Origin of the sequence: Breoghania sp. L-A4, assembly GCF_003432385.1 — a bacterium.
Lineage (GTDB): Bacteria > Pseudomonadota > Alphaproteobacteria > Rhizobiales > Stappiaceae > Breoghania.
Genome location: NZ_CP031841.1, coordinates 4,492,232 through 4,509,139 on the forward strand (window position 1 = coordinate 4,492,232; position 16,908 = coordinate 4,509,139).

13 protein-coding genes and 3 pseudogenes are annotated in these 16,908 nt (G+C 65.4%); 2 read left to right on the plus strand and 14 right to left on the minus strand.

Annotated features, from left to right (window positions below):
• Positions 1-118 precede the first annotated feature (118 nt).
• Positions 119-1,231, plus strand: coding sequence for a 4-hydroxyphenylpyruvate dioxygenase (hppD, locus tag D1F64_RS20555; RefSeq protein ID WP_117414751.1), 1,113 nt, complete (start codon positions 119-121; stop codon positions 1,229-1,231).
• Positions 1,232-1,239: 8 nt separating this feature from the next.
• Here hppD and D1F64_RS20560 read toward each other — a convergent pair whose 3' ends face one another.
• The 5 genes from D1F64_RS20560 to D1F64_RS20580 form a co-directional block, all read right to left on the minus strand.
• Positions 1,240-2,631 (minus strand): trehalose-6-phosphate synthase, encoded by a 1,392-nt coding sequence (locus tag D1F64_RS20560; protein WP_117413948.1) that lies wholly within the window; start codon positions 2,629-2,631, stop codon positions 1,240-1,242.
• 38 nt (positions 2,632-2,669) lie between these two features.
• Positions 2,670-4,151: a glycoside hydrolase family 15 protein gene (locus D1F64_RS20565; protein WP_346432271.1), complete on the minus strand. Its 1,482-nt coding sequence runs from the start codon at positions 4,149-4,151 to the stop codon at positions 2,670-2,672.
• 297 nt (positions 4,152-4,448) lie between these two features.
• A complete protein-coding gene (gene otsB / locus D1F64_RS20570; RefSeq protein ID WP_117413949.1) occupies positions 4,449-5,243 on the minus strand; it encodes a trehalose-phosphatase in 795 nt (264 codons plus the stop codon).
• 97 nt (positions 5,244-5,340) lie between these two features.
• Entirely contained in the window at positions 5,341-6,123 is a 783-nt protein-coding gene (locus D1F64_RS20575) for a glucose 1-dehydrogenase (protein WP_117413950.1), read from the minus strand.
• Positions 6,120-7,094 (minus strand): phosphotransferase family protein, encoded by a 975-nt coding sequence (locus tag D1F64_RS20580; RefSeq protein WP_117413951.1) that lies wholly within the window; start codon positions 7,092-7,094, stop codon positions 6,120-6,122. The genes D1F64_RS20575 and D1F64_RS20580 overlap by 4 nt, the downstream gene beginning before the upstream one ends.
• A 476-nt stretch (positions 7,095-7,570) precedes the next feature.
• On the opposite strand from D1F64_RS20580, the gene D1F64_RS20585 reads away from it, so the two are divergent.
• Positions 7,571-8,686 carry a YeeE/YedE family protein gene (locus tag D1F64_RS20585; RefSeq protein WP_117413952.1) on the plus strand — a complete coding sequence of 372 codons (1,116 nt, stop codon included), beginning with the start codon at positions 7,571-7,573 and terminating at the stop codon, positions 8,684-8,686.
• 47 nt (positions 8,687-8,733) lie between these two features.
• Here the strand turns inward: D1F64_RS20585 and D1F64_RS20590 are convergent.
• The 9 genes and pseudogenes from D1F64_RS20590 to D1F64_RS20630 form a co-directional block, all read right to left on the minus strand.
• Positions 8,734-9,444, minus strand: a pseudogene (locus D1F64_RS20590) (rhodanese-related sulfurtransferase); the annotation flags it as partial.
• A 33-nt stretch (positions 9,445-9,477) separates the two neighbouring features.
• Complete coding sequence (locus D1F64_RS20595) at positions 9,478-10,191, minus strand: HAD-IA family hydrolase (RefSeq protein ID WP_117413954.1); 714 nt, start codon at positions 10,189-10,191, stop codon at positions 9,478-9,480.
• Entirely contained in the window at positions 10,191-10,880 is a 690-nt protein-coding gene (gene gph, locus D1F64_RS20600) for a phosphoglycolate phosphatase (protein ID WP_117413955.1), read from the minus strand. The genes D1F64_RS20595 and gph overlap by 1 nt, the downstream gene beginning before the upstream one ends.
• A complete protein-coding gene (gene rpe / locus D1F64_RS20605; protein ID WP_117413956.1) occupies positions 10,877-11,569 on the minus strand; it encodes a ribulose-phosphate 3-epimerase in 693 nt (230 codons plus the stop codon). Before rpe ends, gph begins: the two co-directional genes overlap by 4 nt.
• Positions 11,566-12,525 (minus strand): CbbX protein, encoded by a 960-nt coding sequence (cbbX, locus tag D1F64_RS20610; RefSeq protein WP_117413957.1) that lies wholly within the window; start codon positions 12,523-12,525, stop codon positions 11,566-11,568. Before cbbX ends, rpe begins: the two co-directional genes overlap by 4 nt.
• A 165-nt stretch (positions 12,526-12,690) precedes the next feature.
• Positions 12,691-13,080 (minus strand): ribulose bisphosphate carboxylase small subunit, encoded by a 390-nt coding sequence (locus D1F64_RS20615; RefSeq protein WP_117413958.1) that lies wholly within the window; start codon positions 13,078-13,080, stop codon positions 12,691-12,693.
• A gap of 41 nt (positions 13,081-13,121) precedes the next feature.
• Positions 13,122-14,578, minus strand: a pseudogene (locus D1F64_RS20620) (form I ribulose bisphosphate carboxylase large subunit).
• A gap of 32 nt (positions 14,579-14,610) precedes the next feature.
• On the minus strand, positions 14,611-15,690 hold the full coding sequence (gene fba / locus D1F64_RS20625; protein ID WP_117413959.1) for a class II fructose-bisphosphate aldolase: 1,080 nt from the start codon (positions 15,688-15,690) through the stop codon (positions 14,611-14,613).
• Positions 15,691-15,692: 2 nt separating this feature from the next.
• Positions 15,693-16,906: pseudogene (locus tag D1F64_RS20630) on the minus strand (phosphoglycerate kinase).
• Positions 16,907-16,908 lie beyond the last annotated feature (2 nt).

Sequence of the window (16,908 nt, forward strand, 5' to 3'; positions counted from 1 at the left end):
GCACTTGTAGCATATGCCGCATGATTTGTGCATCTTATCGGCAATCTAACGCGCAATTGCACGCATGTCGCATGGATTTCCCCGCATACTGTGCGGACCCTGGCATGAGGAGGATTTCATGGGACCGTTTCCGCACGACGCGCCTGTCGCGACCATCACTGAGAACAACCCGGCCGGCACCGACGGTTTCGAATTCGTGGAATTCGCCAGCCCCGAGGCCGAAAAGCTCGACGCGCTGTTCCGCAAGATGGGCTATGTGCCGGTGGCCAGGCACAAGAGCAAGGCGATCACGCTCTACCGCCAGGGCGACATCACCTATGTGCTGAACGCGGAACCCGGCTCCCACGCCATGCGCTTCGTCGACGAGCACGGCCCGTGTGCCGCGTCGATGGCCTGGCGCGTGGTCGACGCGCAGCACGCTTTCGATCACGCGGTCTCCAAGGGCGCGACGCCCTATCTGGCCGACGACAAGGCGCTGGATGTGCCGGCGATCGTCGGCATCGGCGGCTCGCTTTTGTATTTCGTCGAGACCTATGGCGAGAAGGGCTCGGCCTATGACGCCGACTTCGAATGGCTGGGCGCGCGCGATCCCAAGCCGGAAGGCGTGGGCTTCTATTATCTCGATCACCTGACCCACAACGTCTATCGCGGCAACATGGACACCTGGTGGGATTTCTACCGCGAGCTCTTCGGCTTCACCCAGATCCACTATTTCGATATCGACGGCCGCATCACCGGCCTGGTCAGCCGGGCGATCACCTCGCCCTGCGGCAAGATCCGCATCCCGCTCAACGAATCCAAGGACGAGACCAGCCAGATCGTCGAATACCTGAAGAGATACAACGGCGAGGGCATCCAGCACATCGCGGTGGGCACCGATGCGATCTACGACGCCACCGACCGGCTTGCCGACAACGGGCTGAAATTCATGCCCGGCCCGCCGGAGGTCTACTACGAGAAGAGCAAGACCCGCGTCGCGGGCCACGATGAGCCCATCGACAAGCTCAAGAAGCACGGCATCCTGATCGACGGCGAGGGCGTGGTGAACGGCGGCATGACGAAAATCCTGCTGCAGATCTTCTCCAAGACCGTGATCGGGCCGATCTTCTTCGAGTTCATCCAGCGCAAGGGCGACGAGGGCTTTGGCGAGGGCAACTTCCGCGCGCTGTTCGAGAGCATCGAGGAAGACCAGATCCGCCGCGGCGTCATCAGCGTGGATGCGGCGGAGTAGCAGCCGCCTCACGCCACCAGCTGGCCGTCCGTCGTCCCCGCGAGGTCAGCAAGAAAACGCCGGCTCCAGGCGTTGGCGTCATTTGTCGCCAGCCGGCCGAAAAGCGCTTTCCAGCGCTGCTTGCGTTCGTCCGGCTTCATGCGCAACGCCCGTTGGAGGGCCTCGACCACTTCCTCCTCGGCGAACGGGTTGACGATCAGAGCTTCCTTCAGCTCCTCCGCCGCACCCGCGAAACGCGACAGGATGAGAACGCCGGGATCGTCCGGATCCTGGGCCGCGACGAATTCCTTGGCGACCAGGTTCATGCCGTCGCGCAAAGGCGTGACAAGGCCGATGCGGCTTTCCCGGTAGATGCCGGCGAGCGCCATGCGCGCAAACGAACGGAACATGAGTCTGACCGGCGTCCAGTCCATGTCGGAAAAGCGCGCGTTGATGGCGCCCGTAAGCTCGGTGAGTTCCCGCCGGATGTCGGCGTAGGCGTCAAGCTCGGAGCGCGACAACGGCGCGATCTGCATGAAGGAAACATGGCCGCGATGCTCGGGATAATCCTCGAGCAAGCGGGCGAAGGCGTTGAGCCGCTGGGGGATGCCTTTGGTATAGTCGAGCCGGTCGACCCCGATGATCAGCGGCTGGCCGCCCATCGCGCGCGCCAGGCGCTGCTGGTGCCGCTTGGCAATGGGGGAACCGGCGAATTCGGCGAAACCCGCCGTATCGATGCCGATGGGATAGGCGCGCGCAACCGTCTTGCGCGCAAATCCCTCGACCAGGCCACCCTCGCGCATGCCGCCGCCGAGCTCTTCGCGAACGTAGCGGCGGAAATTGCCGCAATCCCCAGCCGTCTGGAAGCCGACGAGATCATAGGCGAGCAGCTCGCGCACCAGGGAATTGGCATTGCGCAGCGCCGTGAGCACATCCGGTCCCGGGAACGGCACATGCAGGAAATAGCCAATCGGGTTCTCGACCCCCATGGCACGCAGGCAGCCCCCCAGCGGAATGAAGTGATAGTCGTGAACCCACAGAATGTCATCGGCCCTTAGCAGCGCTTTCAGCCGTGTGGCGAAACGCTGGTTGACGCGGCGATATCCGTCTTCGAAATGACGCTCATTCTCCACCAGATCGAGCCGGTAATGCAGCGCCGGCCAAAGCGCCCGGTTGGCGTAGCCAGCGTAAAACTCGTCGTAATCCTGTTGGGTGAGGTCGATGGTGGCCAGCTCCACGCTGCCTTCGCCCTCATTGTGAAGCACGCCGAAGGTCCCTTCCTCGGATATCCGCCCGCTCCAGCCGAACCATAGTCCGCCCCTTTGCTTTAGCGCATCCACGAGTCCGACGGCGAGGCCGCCGGCCTTTCCGGTGTCCCTCAGCGGGCCCACACGATTGGAAACAACGACAAGCCGCGTCATCGCTCGGCAACCTCCGGTGTCTGTCCGGCCTCGAACATCTAGATCACCGTCTCCCACCCGGAACTCAGGCGCATCGCGCCATTGATGATTCCCACCATCGAATAGGTCTGCGGGAAATTGCCCCACAGCTCCCCGGTGGCCGGATCAATGTCTTCCGACAGCAGCCCCACGTGATTCCGGCACGCCAACATCGATTCATAAATCTCGCGCGCTTCATCCTTGCGGCCGATCCGCGCCAGGGCGTCGATGTACCAGAAGGTGCAGATGTTGAAGGCGGTCTCCGGCGTGCCGAAATCGTCCGCCGCCGCGTAGCGGAACAGAAAGTTCCCGCGCCGCAAGCGCTCTCCAATGCGATCGACCGTCGCAATGAAGCGTGGATCGGTCGCGCGCAGGAAACCGACCTCGGCCATGAGCAAAAGACTGGCGTCGACGTCCGTGCCCTCGAAACTTTCAACGAATGAATTCAGCTTGTCGTTCCATGCGCGCTCGCAAATCACTGCATGGATCTCCTTTGCCCGCCCGCGCCAGTGCGCGGCGCGCTCGGCGAGCCCCAGATGCGACGCCGCCTTGGCAAGCCGGTCGCAGGCCGCCCAGCACATCAGTGAGGAAGACGTGTGGATCCGCGCCCGGGTTCGCAGTTCCCACATGCCGGCATCCGCGGAGGCATACAGCGCGTAGGCGCGCTCTCCGGAATCTTCCAGCCGGGTGAATTCCTCCGCGCCGAAGCTGTGCAGAAGCCGCTGGTCGAAGAAGGCCTGGATCGCGCCAAGGACCACGTTGCCGTAGACATCGTGCTGGAAATGCTCATGCGCCTGGTTGCCGACCCTGACCGGACCCATGCCCCTGTAGCCCGGCATGTCGATGATGGTTTCTTTCAGATCGCTTTCCAGACCGATCCCATAGACCGGCTTGAGATGATCGCCGTCCATCATCGCGGTCACATTTGTCAGATAGCGCAGATAGTTCTCCATCGTCTCCATTTCGGAGAGCGAATTGAGCGCGCGCACGACGAAGAAGGCATCGCGCAGCCAGCAGAAGCGGTAGTCCCAGTTCCGGCCGGAATCGGCGGCCTCGGGCACCGAAGTCGTCATGGCGGCAACGATCGCGCCGGTTTCCTCGAAGGTGCAGAGTTTCAGTGTGATCGCGGCCCGGATCACCGCTTCCTGCCATTCCATCGGCAGACCGAGCCTGCGGGTCCAGTGGCGCCAGTAGTCCGTGGTCTTTTCCTCGAACGAGCGCAACAGGGTGTTGGGGTGATCCGACAGCGACTCGTCCGGCCCCAGGTAGAACGACAACGGCCGGTCGAGCGAGAACGTCGTCTCATGCCGGATGTAGGTGATCGGCGCATTGGTCGACAGACGCAGCACCAGATCGTCATCCATGTAACGCAGATGATTGGAGCCGAAGGTCACGGTCGCCGGCGTGCGCCCGTAGTCGAACCGCGGACGCACGCGCACCGCGATGCGAGGCCGGCCGCAGAGCGGCTCCACCCGCCGCGCGAGAGCGATGGGACGAAACATGCGACCACGCGCAATGAAGCGGGGGCGAAGTCCGTGATCTCGATGGCGCTGCCATCTTCGGAATAAAGCCGCGTCTTCAGGACCGCGGTGTTCTCGACGTAGGTCTGCTCGCTGCGCGCGAAGCCTTCCAGCTGGATGGAAAAGGCCCTTCATCCGCGTTCCCGTCCCTGGAACCCAGCAGCGCATGGAAGACGGGATCGCCGTCGAACCGCGGCAGACAACACCAGACAAGGCGTGCCCTTGTATCGATGAGGGCTGCAATCGAGCAATTGCCGATCATGGCGAGATCGAGGGAACTCAAGGTTTCACATCCATTTTGTGGTCCTTGTCCAGGGGGTAGGGTTGTGACGCTTCCAGGCGACCGACGTGGCGGACGGCGCTTTCCAGCCAGCCCCGCACCGCTTCGATACCGGCCAGCCGATATGCAGCGCAGGTCTCCCCCGCGCCCACCTTCACGCCGAAGCCTCCCAGCCGCGCGGCGGCCGCGAATCCGTCTTCATCCGTGACGTCGTCGCCCACGAAAACGGGATAACGCCCCGCGAAGGGAACCAGTTCCATGAAGGCGGCCAGCGCCCGACCCTTGTCCTGGGCACCGGATTTCAATTCGACGACCATCTTGCCGTGGATCATGTGCAGGCTCGGCAGGTCAGCGCTGGCGGCGGCGAGGCCGGCGGCGATATCCGGTCCGCGCTCCGGCGCCTGACGATAGTGCACGGCGAGCGCCAGCCCCTTGTCCTCAAGCTGCACGGCATCATCGAGCAGTCTGGCTCCCGCGATGCGTTCGCGCAGCGTGTTCAGCTCGGGACCGGTTTCAACCCTCTCGATAGCCTCGTCCGACTCCATTCGCCGCTCCAATCCGTGCAGACCGGCGGCGGGCAATTTGAGAGGCGCAAGAAAGCCGTCGACTTCGCTCAACGGACGCCCCGTGATCAACGCGACCGCACCGTCGAACGCCGCGATCAGGTCCTCCAGCAACGAAGACAATTTTTCAGGAATGTGAATGCTTGCAGGCGTCGGTGCGATGTCGACCAAGGTTCCGTCGAAATCGAGAAACAACGCGGCATTGGGTGCAAGCAGAGGCGGAGAACCCATGACCACAATCTATGCGTTGCGGAGTGCGAATGCCACCCTGTGCCCTTGCACAACGCAAACGTCACCCGCCTTCTCAAGAGGCGGCAACATCGGACACCTAAACCGCCGTGCCGCCGCCGTCCAGCCGCACGGCGTGCCCGGTCATGAAGCTGTTTTCATCGCAGCACAGCCAGGCCATGGCGGCGGCGACCTCCGTGGCGGTCACGAGCCGCTGCATCGGAATGCCGCGCACCAGCCGGGCGGTCGCGTCCTCATGGGTGCCGCGCATGGTGACCGTGAGATCGGTGAGCATGGCGGTGTCGGCATATGATGGACACAGCGCGTTGACGCGGATGTTGTCGCGCGCGGCCTCGGCGGCGGCCGTCTTCGTCAGGCCGATGACGCCATGCTTGGAGGCCGCATAAGCGCCCAGCAGCGGCGCACCGAGCACGCCCGCGACGGAGGACACATTGAGGATGACGCCGCCACGCGCCTTCATGGCGTTGAGTTCCGCGCGCAGGCACAGAAACACCCCGCGCAGGTTGACCGCCAGCATGCGATCGAAGGTCTGAAGATCCGTGTCGGCGATCTTCGCATGCCGATGGGCGATGCCCGCGTTGTTGACGGCGACATCGATGCGGCCGAAGGCCGCAAGCGCATCGTCGACCATCGCCGCGACGCTGGCCTCATCCGCCACATCGCAACGGGTGGCGCGCGCCTGCGCGCCCTCGGGCAGCAACGCCACCGTGTCCGCGAGCCCGGCCTCGTCGAGATCCGAGAGGAACAGCGCGGCCCCTTCGGAGGCGAAACGCAACGCCGCGGCGCGGCCGAAACCACCGGCCGCTCCCGTCAGCAGGACGGTCTTGCCAGAATAGCGCCCATCACATGATCCACCGCTCATCCGCCGCTCCCGATCAGCCGCCCGCCCATGCGCGCCAGCTCCGGCACCAGCGTGCCCATTTCCAAGGCCCGCTCCGGATTCGACGCGTTGCCGTCCAGCGCGCGCTTCTTCACGCCTTGCAGGATGGCGGCGAGACGGAAGAAGGAAAACGCCAGACAGAAGGTCCAGTCGTCGATGCCCGACAGCCCCATGCGCTCGCAATAAAGCGCCACATAAGCCTCTTCGGTCGGCAGGCCGAGGGCGGCGCGGTCGACCCCGTCGAGCCCGCGAAACAGCCCGTCGTGCGGCAGCCGCCACTGCATGCACTGATAGGCAAGATCCGAAAACGGATGGCCGAGCGTCGAGAGTTCCCAGTCGACCACGGCGATGATTTTCGGCGCGTCCGGCGCAAAGATCAGATTGTCGATGCGGAAATCGCCATGCACCAGCGCCACGCGGCCGTCGTCGTCTGGCACATTGGCTTCGACCCAGGCAATCAGCGCATCCATGTCGGGAATCGCCCCGGTCTCGCTGTCACGGTACTGGCGTCCCCAGCGCGACACCTGGCGGGCGAAATAGCTGCCCGGCTTGCCGAAATCCGATAGCCCCACGGCCTCGACATCGACCGAGTGGAGAGCGGCGAGCACCCGGTTCATCTCGTCATAGACGGTGGCGCGCTCCTCGCGCTGCAGCTCCGGCAGGGCGGGGTCCCAGAACACACGGCCCGACTTGTACGACATCAGATAGAACATCGAGCCGATGACATCGTCGTCCTCGCACAGGTGCAGGGGATCGGCGACGGGCACCTCGGTGCCGCGCAGCGCGGTCATCACGCGGAACTCGCGGTCCACCGCATGGGCGGATTTCAAGAGCTTGCCCGGAGGCTTGCGGCGCAGCACGTAGGTGCCGCTCTCCGCCTCGATGCGGAAGGTGGGATTGGACTGGCCGCCGGCGAATTTCTCCGCCCGCAGCGGTCCGCGAAAGCCGGGCACATGCGCCTGAAGATAAGCCCCAGCCGGGCGTCATCGAGTGTCGAGACCGCCTCCCCCATCGTACCTCCCGCAAACATTCTTGTGTTGTCCGACGCCACAGTAATACCAACGGTCATAACGAATGATTCATTTGACCGGTTTTGCGCGACGTCTGGCAAGGAACGGTTCGCAGGGCGATGCAGGAGCATCGTTCAAGAAGCGCGACGCTGTCCAGTCGTTGCGCAAAACCGGCCTTCGGTGGGCCAAACCGGTCCACCGGACAGCGTTGCGCCGCTTGCCCGACCAGGCGGGTCGCGCCGCGCGACGCGCCTTGCCGGATGAACCGGTTTGGCTCCATCAAATGGGTCATTCGTTACGACCGTTGGTATAACACCCGCTTGAGGCAGATCAACGCGGCGCGCGCGTCCTCCATTAAATTCATATATACGAATACGAGTTAAAGCCTGGACACACCCCGGCGACCGACGGACATCGCGATGGATCTCACCGGTTTCATTGACTGGCTTGGCGAGGGCGGCACGGCGGCCTTCGGCGGGCTGCTGATCGGCATGGCGTTCGGCATCTGCGCCCAGCGCAGCCGCTTCTGCTTGCGCGCCGCGGTGATCGAGTTCGCGCGTGGATCGATCGGCGTGAAGACATCCGTGTGGCTGCTGACGTTCGGCGGCGCCGTTGCGGCGACGCAAGGGCTGATCGAGACGGGATGGCTGGACGTGTCAGAAGCGCGCCAGCTTGCCGCGCGCTCAAGCCTGTCTGGCGCGGCCATCGGCGGCGCGCTGTTCGGCACCGGCATGATCCTGGCGCGCGGCTGCGCCAGCCGGCTCCTGGTGCTTTCGGCCAACGGCAACCTGCGCGCGCTGCTCTCGGGCCTGATTTTCGCGGTGACCGCCCAGGCCTCGCTGCGCGGTATTCTCTCGCCGCTGCGCAACGAGCTTGCGGCACTCTGGGCGATCGACGGCGGAGAGACGGCGGATCTGTTGGCGATCCTGGGCACGGGCGCCGGATCGGGCCTGGTTTTCGGCCTGCTGTTTCTGGCCGCCGCCGTGGCCTTCGCCATCCGCGCCCGCCTGCCTCTGGGCCGCAGCGTGGCCGCCTTCTGCGTCGGGCTGACTGTCGCCGCCGGCTGGTTCTTCACCTATTCGCTGGCCTCACAGGCCTTCGACCCGATCCCGCTGCAAAGCATGACGTTCACGGGGCCCTCCGCCGATGCGCTGATGCTGTTTCTCAGCCCGCCGGGCGGCGCCTTCGACTTCAGCATCGGCCTGGTTCCCGGCGTGTTTCTGGGATCCTTCCTCGCCGCCTCGTCGGCGCGCGAACTGAAGCTGGAAGGTTTTCGCGACGGCCAGAGCATGCGGCGCTACATCATCGGCGCGGTGCTGATGGGATTCGGCGGCATGCTGGCCGGCGGCTGCGCGGTCGGCGCGGGCGTTACCGGCGGCTCGATCTTCGCGATCACCGCCTGGGTGACTCTGACGACGATCTGGGCCTCGGCCGCGCTGACGGACTGGCTGATGGACCGCAAGGCCGAACTGGCTCAGGAACAGGAAGATAGCGTGACGCCGGCTCCGGAATCCGCGCTCACCCTGGTGCGGTAGTACGCTCAGCCGGCGCTCTCGGGCGCGTCATCGGCGTCGCGCGCGCTTTCAGCCAGACCGTGGCCCAGCGCCGCGCGCTCGTCGAAGACGAAGCACTCGCCGCGCCACAGGCTCTCATCTTCCGGCACCGTCTCGAGGTATTTCAGGATTCCGCCGCGCAGGTGATAGACCTCGCCGAACCCCCGCTCGACCAGATAGGACGACGCCTTCTCGCAGCGGATTCCGCCGGTGCAGAACATCGCCACCTTCGGCTTGTTGGCGAGTGCGGTGGACGCCTCGACGAAGGCGGGGAAATCGCGAAAACTCGGCGTCTTCGGGTCAATCGCACCCTCGAACGTGCCGAGTTCGACCTCATAGTCGTTGCGCGTGTCGATCACCACCACATCCGGATCGGAGATCAGCGCGTTCCAGTCCTCCGCCGCCACATAGGTGCCCACGGACCGGTTCGGATCAACGGGCACGCCGAGCGTGACGATTTCTTTCTTCAGCCGCACCTTCATGCGCCTGAACGGCATGGACGAGGCCGTGGATTCCTTGTGCTCCAGATCCGCCATGCGCGGATCGGCGCGCAGGAAATCCAGCACCGCGCGCACTGCCGCCTCCGGTCCGGCAATGGTGCCATTGATGCCCTCGGCCGCCAGGAGCAGCGTGCCGAAAACGCCATTCTCCACACAGACGCCGTGCAGCGGATCGCGCATCTCGCGGAAATCCGGAAGAGAGACAAACTTGTAGAGCGCGGCGACGAGAAGTTCGGTCATGGATGCTTTGGCTGCCGGGGACGGTTGACGCGCTTATACGCGGTGGGACGCGGACTGCAAAGACGGGTGATCCACATCCCAGCCGACGGCTTGCAGAGCCCCGAGATCGGGCAGCACGGCGCGCGCGCCGGAAAAATCCTCGCCTGCCGTATAGACCGAGGGCGTTACCAGCGTGTCGAGACCCGCGGCCAGCGCCGCGCGCAGGCCGTTGGCGGAATCCTCCAGCGCCAGGCACTCGGCCGGGGCAAGATCCAGCCGGCGCAGGGTCTCCAGATAGGCATCGGGCGCGGGCTTCTTTTGCGCCACCATGTCGCCGGCGACGATCACCTCGAACAGATCCATGCCGCCGAAGGCCGCGCCGAGCAGCGCCTCGACATTGGCCAGCGTCGTGGTGGTGGAAATCGCCAGCCGAAGGCCGGTCTTGCGCGCATGGTCGATCAATTCGCGCACGCCGGGGCGCAGTTCCAGCCCGCCGCCCGCGACGATGCCTGTGTAGTGGCGGGTCTTTTCCGCATGCAGGGCGCGGATGAAGGCGTTCTCGGCGTGCCGCGGATCGCCGCCGGTGCTGCGCACGAAATGGCGGATGCGCTCCTTGCCGCCGGTGACCTTCAGAAGCGCTTCGTATTGCGCGCGGTCCCAATGCCACGCCAGCCCGGCGTCTTCGAAGGCCGCGTTGAAAGCCGCGCGATGCGCCTCCTCGGTCTCGGCGAGCGTGCCGTCGACGTCGAAGATCAGCGCGCGCGCCATCAGACAGCGTCCATTGCCCGCAGGCGGGGCAGCGAGGCGAGCACCTGGGGAAGCTGGGCGAAATCGGAAAACGTCGCCTGCCAGCCCATGTCCGCGACCGGGGTCTTGCGATAACCCTCGGTGAAGAGGACGAAGGGACTGGAAGCCGCCTGCGCCGTGGCCGCGTCGACCTCGCTGTCGCCGACATAGACCACGCCGCCATCGCTCACCTCGGCTCCCAGAAGCCGCGCGCAATGGTGCAGCGGCGCCGGATCGGGCTTACGGGTCGCAAGCGTATCGCCCGCAACGACGGCTCCAAACAGCTCGCACCAGCCGAGCGCGTCGAGCAGGTTGAGCGTCGGGGTCTCGGGCTTGTTGGTGCACAGGCCGATGGCGACGCCCTGGGCCGTCAGTATGCGCAGCGCCGCCTCGGCGCCGGCAAACGGCGTGTTGGCCTCGCCGGGCGCGGCGGCGTAGAGCGCCTCGAACCGCTCGACGTGGGGTTCAAGCGCGTCATCCGTAACGGGGAAATTGCGCGCTTCCAGCGCGCGCTTTACGAACATTGCCGCCCCGTTGCCAATATAGCCGCGCGCCTCCGCGACAGTGAGCGCGGGCAGGCCGAGTTCGCCGACAAGCTGATTGCCGATATCGGCGATCGCCCCCACGCTGTCGACCAGCGTGCCGTCCAGATCGAAGATCGCGGCCTTCACGCGGCCGCCCGAACGGCGTGCGCCGCGTCGCGGATGGCCGCGATCTGGCGGGCGTAGACATCGGAGGTTTCCGGCGTGCCGCCCTTGAAGACGGCGGAGCCCGCGACCAGCGCGTTGGCGCCGGCCTTGGCGACCAGCGGCGCGGTCTCGGCGGTGACGCCGCCATCGACCTCGATGTCGATCGGCCGGTCGCCGATCATCTGCTTGATGCGCGCGACCTTGTCGACCATGGCGTGGATGAACTTCTGGCCGCCGAAGCCCGGGTTCACGCTCATCACCAGCACCAGGTCGAGCCGGTCGAGCACATATTCGATGACGCTTTCCGGCGTCGCCGGGTTCAGCGACACACCGGCCTTCTTGCCCAGGTTGCGGATCGCCTGCAGCGAGCGGTCGAGATGGGGACCGGCTTCCGCGTGCACCGTAATGATGTCCGAGCCCGCCTTGGCGAAGGCTTCCAGATATTGGTCGCAAGGCGCGATCATCAGATGGGTGTCGAAGATCTTGGCTGTGTGCGGGCGCATGGCGGCGATGACGTCGGGCCCGAAGGTGATGTTGGGCACGAAATGGCCGTCCATCACGTCGAGATGGATCCAGTCGGCGCCGGCGGTCTCGACCGCGACGATCTCGTCGCGCAGGCGCGAGAAGTCACAGGCCAGCATGGAGGGGGCGATGACGAGGTCTGAGCTCATTCGGCGGCATCCTTTTGCGCGGTCTTGGGCTGCTCGAACACCCGGCTGACGCTAATGTCCTGCGCCTCGATGACGGACAGTTCCTGCGCCGTCATAGGCCCCTTTGCGCTCTCGAACAAGCGGTTCGCCTGCCGCAGCCGCGCCCGGTCCAGCGCGTTGCGGATCGAGCGCGCATTGGCGAAATGCGGCTGTTCCCGGCGCAGCGGGATGTAGCGCTGCATCACCGCCCGCGCCTCGTCGCTGAGCTGGTAGTTCTGCTCGGCCAGCAGCTTCTCGGTGATCTGCAGCAGCTCGTCGTCCGAATAGTCCGGGAAATCGATGTGATGGGCAATCCGCGAGCGGAACCCCGGATTGGAGGCGAAGAACGTGTCCATGCGGTCGGCGTAGCCGGCGAGAATGACCACCAGATCGTCGCGCTGGTTCTCCATCACCTGCAGCAGGATCTCGATGGCCTCCTGGCCGTAGTCGCGCTCGTTGTCGGGCCGGTAGAGATAATAGGCCTCGTCGATGAACAGCACGCCGCCCATGGCCTTCTTCAGGACTTCCTTGGTCTTGGGCGCCGTATGACCGATGTACTGGCCGACCAGATCGTCACGCGTGACCGACACCAGATGCCCCTTGCGCACGTAACCAAGCCGATAGAGCAGATCGGCCATGCGCAGCGCCACCGTGGTCTTGCCGGTTCCGGGATTGCCGGTGAAACTCATATGCAGCGTCGGCGTTTCATGCACGAGGCCGAGCGTCTTGCGGGCGCGCTCGACCAGCAGCAACGCCGCGATCTCGCGGATGCGCTGCTTGACCGGCTTCAGGCCGACGAGATCGCGGTCGAGTTCCTCAAGGATCTCGCCGACGCCGGACTCTCGGTAATCCGCGGCAAGATCGACCGTGGCGGGCTTCTCCGGTGCGTCGCTCGCCGGTGCATCGGGTGCGAGGGGGTGTCGGGCATGACTGGCGATCCTTCGGAAACAAGATATTTTGCGCCCCCCTCTGTCGGCGAAGCCGACAGGGGGGGGTGAGCCACGAACTCCGGTGCCTGCCGCTCACCCCCCCTCTGCCTCCTAACGGGGGCATCTCCCCACAAGGGGGAGAGGGGCTGCGCGCGGCTCGTCTTCTGCCGGGCCCTACCCGACCGTCCGCATGGTGATGTTGACGGTGCGGCCGGCGACCTCGGTGCGGGTCATCTCGAAATGCGGTTCGACCTCGGGCCGGTTGACGATGAACGACATGCGCACCGTCTCGAAGCCGCGGGTGGCGTCGAAGGCGTTGAGCCGGATGTAGCAGTCCGGATTGGCCTTGCGGCAGGCCTTCAGCTCCATCATCACGCCGGCGGCGTCACGCAGGTCGAACATCGGGTTGCCCCACATTTCCCAGTAGGTGTTTCTGGGATGGGGATCGTCGGTGTACTCGACGCCGATCGCCCAATCGTTGCGCAGGCAGTATTCGACCTGGGCGACGATCTGCTCGTCATCGAGGTCGGGCAGGAAGGAAAAGCATCCCTGGGTGATACGCATTGTGGTCTCCTTGTCCGGTTCGGGTCAGACCGCGGCCGCTGTCAGGCGACGCTGGCTGTGGGCACAAAATCCGACGTGTCGGTGGATGTATAGTTGAAGGTGATGGAGCCCCAGGTATCGAGGGCGGCTTCCAGCGGCTTGCACCACTTGGCGGCGGCGCGCAGGATTTCCGGGCCCTCATTGGCGATGTCGCGGCCCTCGTTTCGGGCGAACACCATGGCCTCGAGCGCCACGCGATTGGCGGTGGCGCCCGCCTGGATGCCCATCGGATGGCCGATGGTGCCGCCGCCGAACTGCAGCACCACGTCGTCGCCGAAGAGATCGAGCAGCTGGTGCATCTGGCCGGCGTGGATGCCGCCCGACGCCACCGGCATGACCTTGCGCAGATCGCACCAGTCCTGGTCGAAGAACACGCCGCGCTGCAGGTCAACCTCGTTGCGGGTCTCGCGCAGCACATTGTAGTAGCCCTGCACGGTCATCGGATCGCCCTCGAGCTTGCCCACGGCGGTGCCGGCGTGCAGGTGGTCGACGCCGGCGAGCCTGAGCCACTTGGCGATGACGCGGAACGAGATGCCGTGGTTCTTCTGCCGCGTATACGTGCCATGCCCGGCGCGGTGCATGTGCAGGATCATGTCGTTCTGGCGGCACCATTCGGAGATCGACTGGATGGCCGTCCAGCCGATAATCAGGTCGACCATGACGATGACCGAGCCGAGCTCCTTGGCGAATTCGGCGCGGCGGTACATTTCCTCCATCGTGCCGGCGGTGATGTTGAGGTAGTGGCCCTTGACCTCTCCGGTCTGGGCCGACGCCTTGTTCACCGCCTCCATGCAGTAGAGGAACCGGTCGCGCCAGTGCATGAAGGGCTGCGAGTTGATGTTCTCGTCGTCCTTCATGAAGTCGAGACCGCCCTTCAACCCTCGTAGACCACGCGTCCGTAGTTCTTTCCCGACAGGCCGAGCTTGGGCTTGGTGGTGGCGCCGAGCAGCGGCTTGCCGAACTTGTCCAGCCGCTCGCGCTCCACGACGATGCCGGTGGGCGGACCCTTGAAGGTCTTCACGTAGGCCGCCGGGAACCGCATGTCCTCCAGACGCGCCGCCTTCAGCGGCTTGAAGGAGAAGACGTTGCCGATGATCGAGGCGGTGAGATTGGCGATCGAGCCTTCCTCGAACAGGATCAGGTCGTAGGCGACGTAACAGAAATACTGCCCCGGCGTGCCCGGCACCGGATCGACCCGATAGGCCTTGGCGCGGTAGCTGTCACATGCCGTCAGCCGGTCCGTCCAGACCACCGTCCAGGTGGCGGTGGAGCTTTCCCCGGCCACCGCGGCGGCGGCCTCGATCGCATCGACGCCGTCCTGCGGCGTGATGCGGAAGAGCGCGATCACGTCGGTGTCCTTGGGCTCATAGTCGCCGTCCCAATAGCCCATCTGGGCGTATTTCAGGACGCCGGCCTTGTAGCGTTCCTTGCCTTTGATTTCCGTGGTCGTGCTGTCCATGGGTCCGTTCCTTCAAAAATCTCTGGTTTCCGTCAGGCTGCCTTGGCGGCGGCGGCTTGCGTGTCGAGCAGACCGCTTGCGTAGCGCGCGGCCATTTCGCTCATCGGCAGGGGTTTGATCCTGGAGGCGTTGCCGGCGGTTCCGAACCGCTGGAAGCGGTCCAGACACAGCGCCTGCATGGCGTCCATCGCGGGTTTGAGGAATTTGCGCGGATCGAACTCACGCGGATTTTCCCGCGCCACTTTCCGGAACTGGCCGGTCATCGCCATGCGGCAGTCGGTGTCGATGTTGACCTTGCGCACCCCGTGCCGGATGCCGCGCTCGATCTCCTCCACCGGCACGCCAAAGGTCTGCGGCATCTCCCCGCCATGCGCGTTGATGATGTCCTGCAGTTCCTGCGGCACCGACGACGAGCCGTGCATCACCAGATGCACACCGGGCAGACGGGCATGGATTTCCTCGATCACATTCATGGCGAGGATGTCGCCGGTGGGCTGCCGGGAGAACTTGTAGGCGCCGTGCGAGGTGCCACAGGCGATCGCCAGCGCGTCGACCTGGGTGCGGGCGACGAAATCCACCGCCTGATCGGGGTCGGTCAGAAGCTGGTCATGGCTGAGTTTGCCTTGCGCGCCGTGGCCGTCCTCGGCCTCGCCCTCGCCGGTCTCTAGCGAGCCCAGCACGCCGAGCTCGCCCTCAACCGAGGCGCCGACCCAATGGGCCATCTCCGCCACCCGGGCGGTAACAGTGACGTTGTAGTCATAGGACGCCGGCGTCTTCGCGTCCGCCTCCAGCGAGCCGTCCATCATCACGGAGGTGAAGCCGTGGCGGATGGCGGTGGCGCAGGTGGACTCGTGATTGCCGTGGTCGAGATGCATGCACAGCGGAATGTCGGGATAGATCTCGGCCAGAGCGTCGATCATCTTCGCCAGCATGATGTCGTTGGCATAAGTGCGCGCGCCGCGCGAGGCCTGCAGGATCACCGGCGCATCGCAGACCTTCGCGGCCTCCATGATGGCGAGGCCCTGCTCCATGTTGTTGATGTTGAAGGCGGGCACGCCGTAGCCGTATTCGGCGGCGTGGTCGAGCAGTTGTCTCAGCGTGATACGCGCCATGATCAGGCCTCCATGAATTGGGGTTCGGACAGGGTGAGGGCCGCGACGCCGGGCAAAGTCTTGCCCTCCAGCCATTCCAGGAACGCGCCGCCCGCGGTGGACAGATAGGTAAACTGGCCGGCCACCCCGGCCATGTTGAGTGCGGCCACCGTGTCGCCGCCGCCCGCGACGCTGACCAGTTGCCGCGCCTCGGTGCGTTCGGCCGCGGCCAGCGCCAGCGCGATGGTGCCGCCTGCGAACGCGGGCATTTCGAAAGCTCCGAGCGGGCCGTTCCACAACAGCGTGCGGAAGCCTGAGAGTTTTTCAATCAGCGCCGCCAGCGTGGCGGGGCCGATGTCGAGCGCCATCCAGCCGTCGGGGATGACAGCGACCGGCACGCTCATGGTTTCGGCGTCAGGCGCAAAGCGGTCCGCGACGATGACGTCGTGCGGCAGCAGGATCTCGCAGCCGCAGGCTTCCGCCCGCTCCAGAATGCGCAACGCGGTGGCATGCATGCCGGCTTCCTGCAGCGAGGCGCCGACCGCGTGACCCTGGGCTGCGAGAAACGTGTTCGCCATGCCGCCGCCGATCACCAGGGCGTTCATGCGCGACACCAGATGCTCAAGCACGGCAATTTTCGACGAGACCTTGGCGCCGCCGACGATCGCCGCCACCGGGCGCTGGGGTGCGTCGAGGGCCCGGGTCAGCGCGGAGATTTCGGAGATCATCGACGGTCCCGCGAAAGGCGGCAGGATGTCGGTGATCGCCGCGGTCGAGGCATGCGCGCGGTGGGCGCAGGAGAAGGCGTCGTTCACATAGATGTCGCCAAGCACGGAGAGCCGCAGCGCGAAGGTCGCCGAATTGGCGGTCTCACCCTCGTGGAAGCGCAGGTTTTCCAGAAGCGCCACGCCGCGCGGCGGCAGCATGCCGACGGCGGCTTCCGCGACCACGCCGATGCAGTCCGGCACGAAGGCGACATCCGCGCCGAGGAGTTCGGACAGCGCGGCTGCGACCGGACGCAGCGACAGATTGGGATCCGCCTCGCCATCGGGACGGCCCCTGTGCGACATGACCACCACGCGGGCGCCCGCGCCTGAAGCATGGCGACGGTCGGCGCGAAGCGGGCGATCCGCGTGTCGTCGGTGATATGACCGCCGGACATGGGGACGTTGAGATCGGCGCGCACCAGCACCGTGCGGCCATTGAGATCGACGCTGTCGATGTTGCGCATCACCATGA

Coding starts and splice junctions, on each gene's coding strand:
- D1F64_RS20575 (WP_117413950.1), bottom strand. CDS start 6,123: ATGAGCGGTGGATCATGTGATGGGCGCTATTCTGGCAAGACCGTCCTG.
- fba (WP_117413959.1), bottom strand. CDS start 15,690: ATGGCGCGTATCACGCTGAGACAACTGCTCGACCACGCCGCCGAATAC.
- hppD (WP_117414751.1), top strand. CDS start 119: ATGGGACCGTTTCCGCACGACGCGCCTGTCGCGACCATCACTGAGAAC.
- D1F64_RS20560 (WP_117413948.1), bottom strand. CDS start 2,631: ATGACGCGGCTTGTCGTTGTTTCCAATCGTGTGGGCCCGCTGAGGGAC.
- rpe (WP_117413956.1), bottom strand. CDS start 11,569: ATGAGCTCAGACCTCGTCATCGCCCCCTCCATGCTGGCCTGTGACTTC.
- D1F64_RS20585 (WP_117413952.1), top strand. CDS start 7,571: ATGGATCTCACCGGTTTCATTGACTGGCTTGGCGAGGGCGGCACGGCG.
- D1F64_RS20565 (WP_346432271.1), bottom strand. CDS start 4,151: ATGTTTCGTCCCATCGCTCTCGCGCGGCGGGTGGAGCCGCTCTGCGGC.
- D1F64_RS20615 (WP_117413958.1), bottom strand. CDS start 13,080: ATGCGTATCACCCAGGGATGCTTTTCCTTCCTGCCCGACCTCGATGAC.
- otsB (WP_117413949.1), bottom strand. CDS start 5,243: ATGGGTTCTCCGCCTCTGCTTGCACCCAATGCCGCGTTGTTTCTCGAT.
- D1F64_RS20595 (WP_117413954.1), bottom strand. CDS start 10,191: ATGGCGCGCGCGCTGATCTTCGACGTCGACGGCACGCTCGCCGAGACC.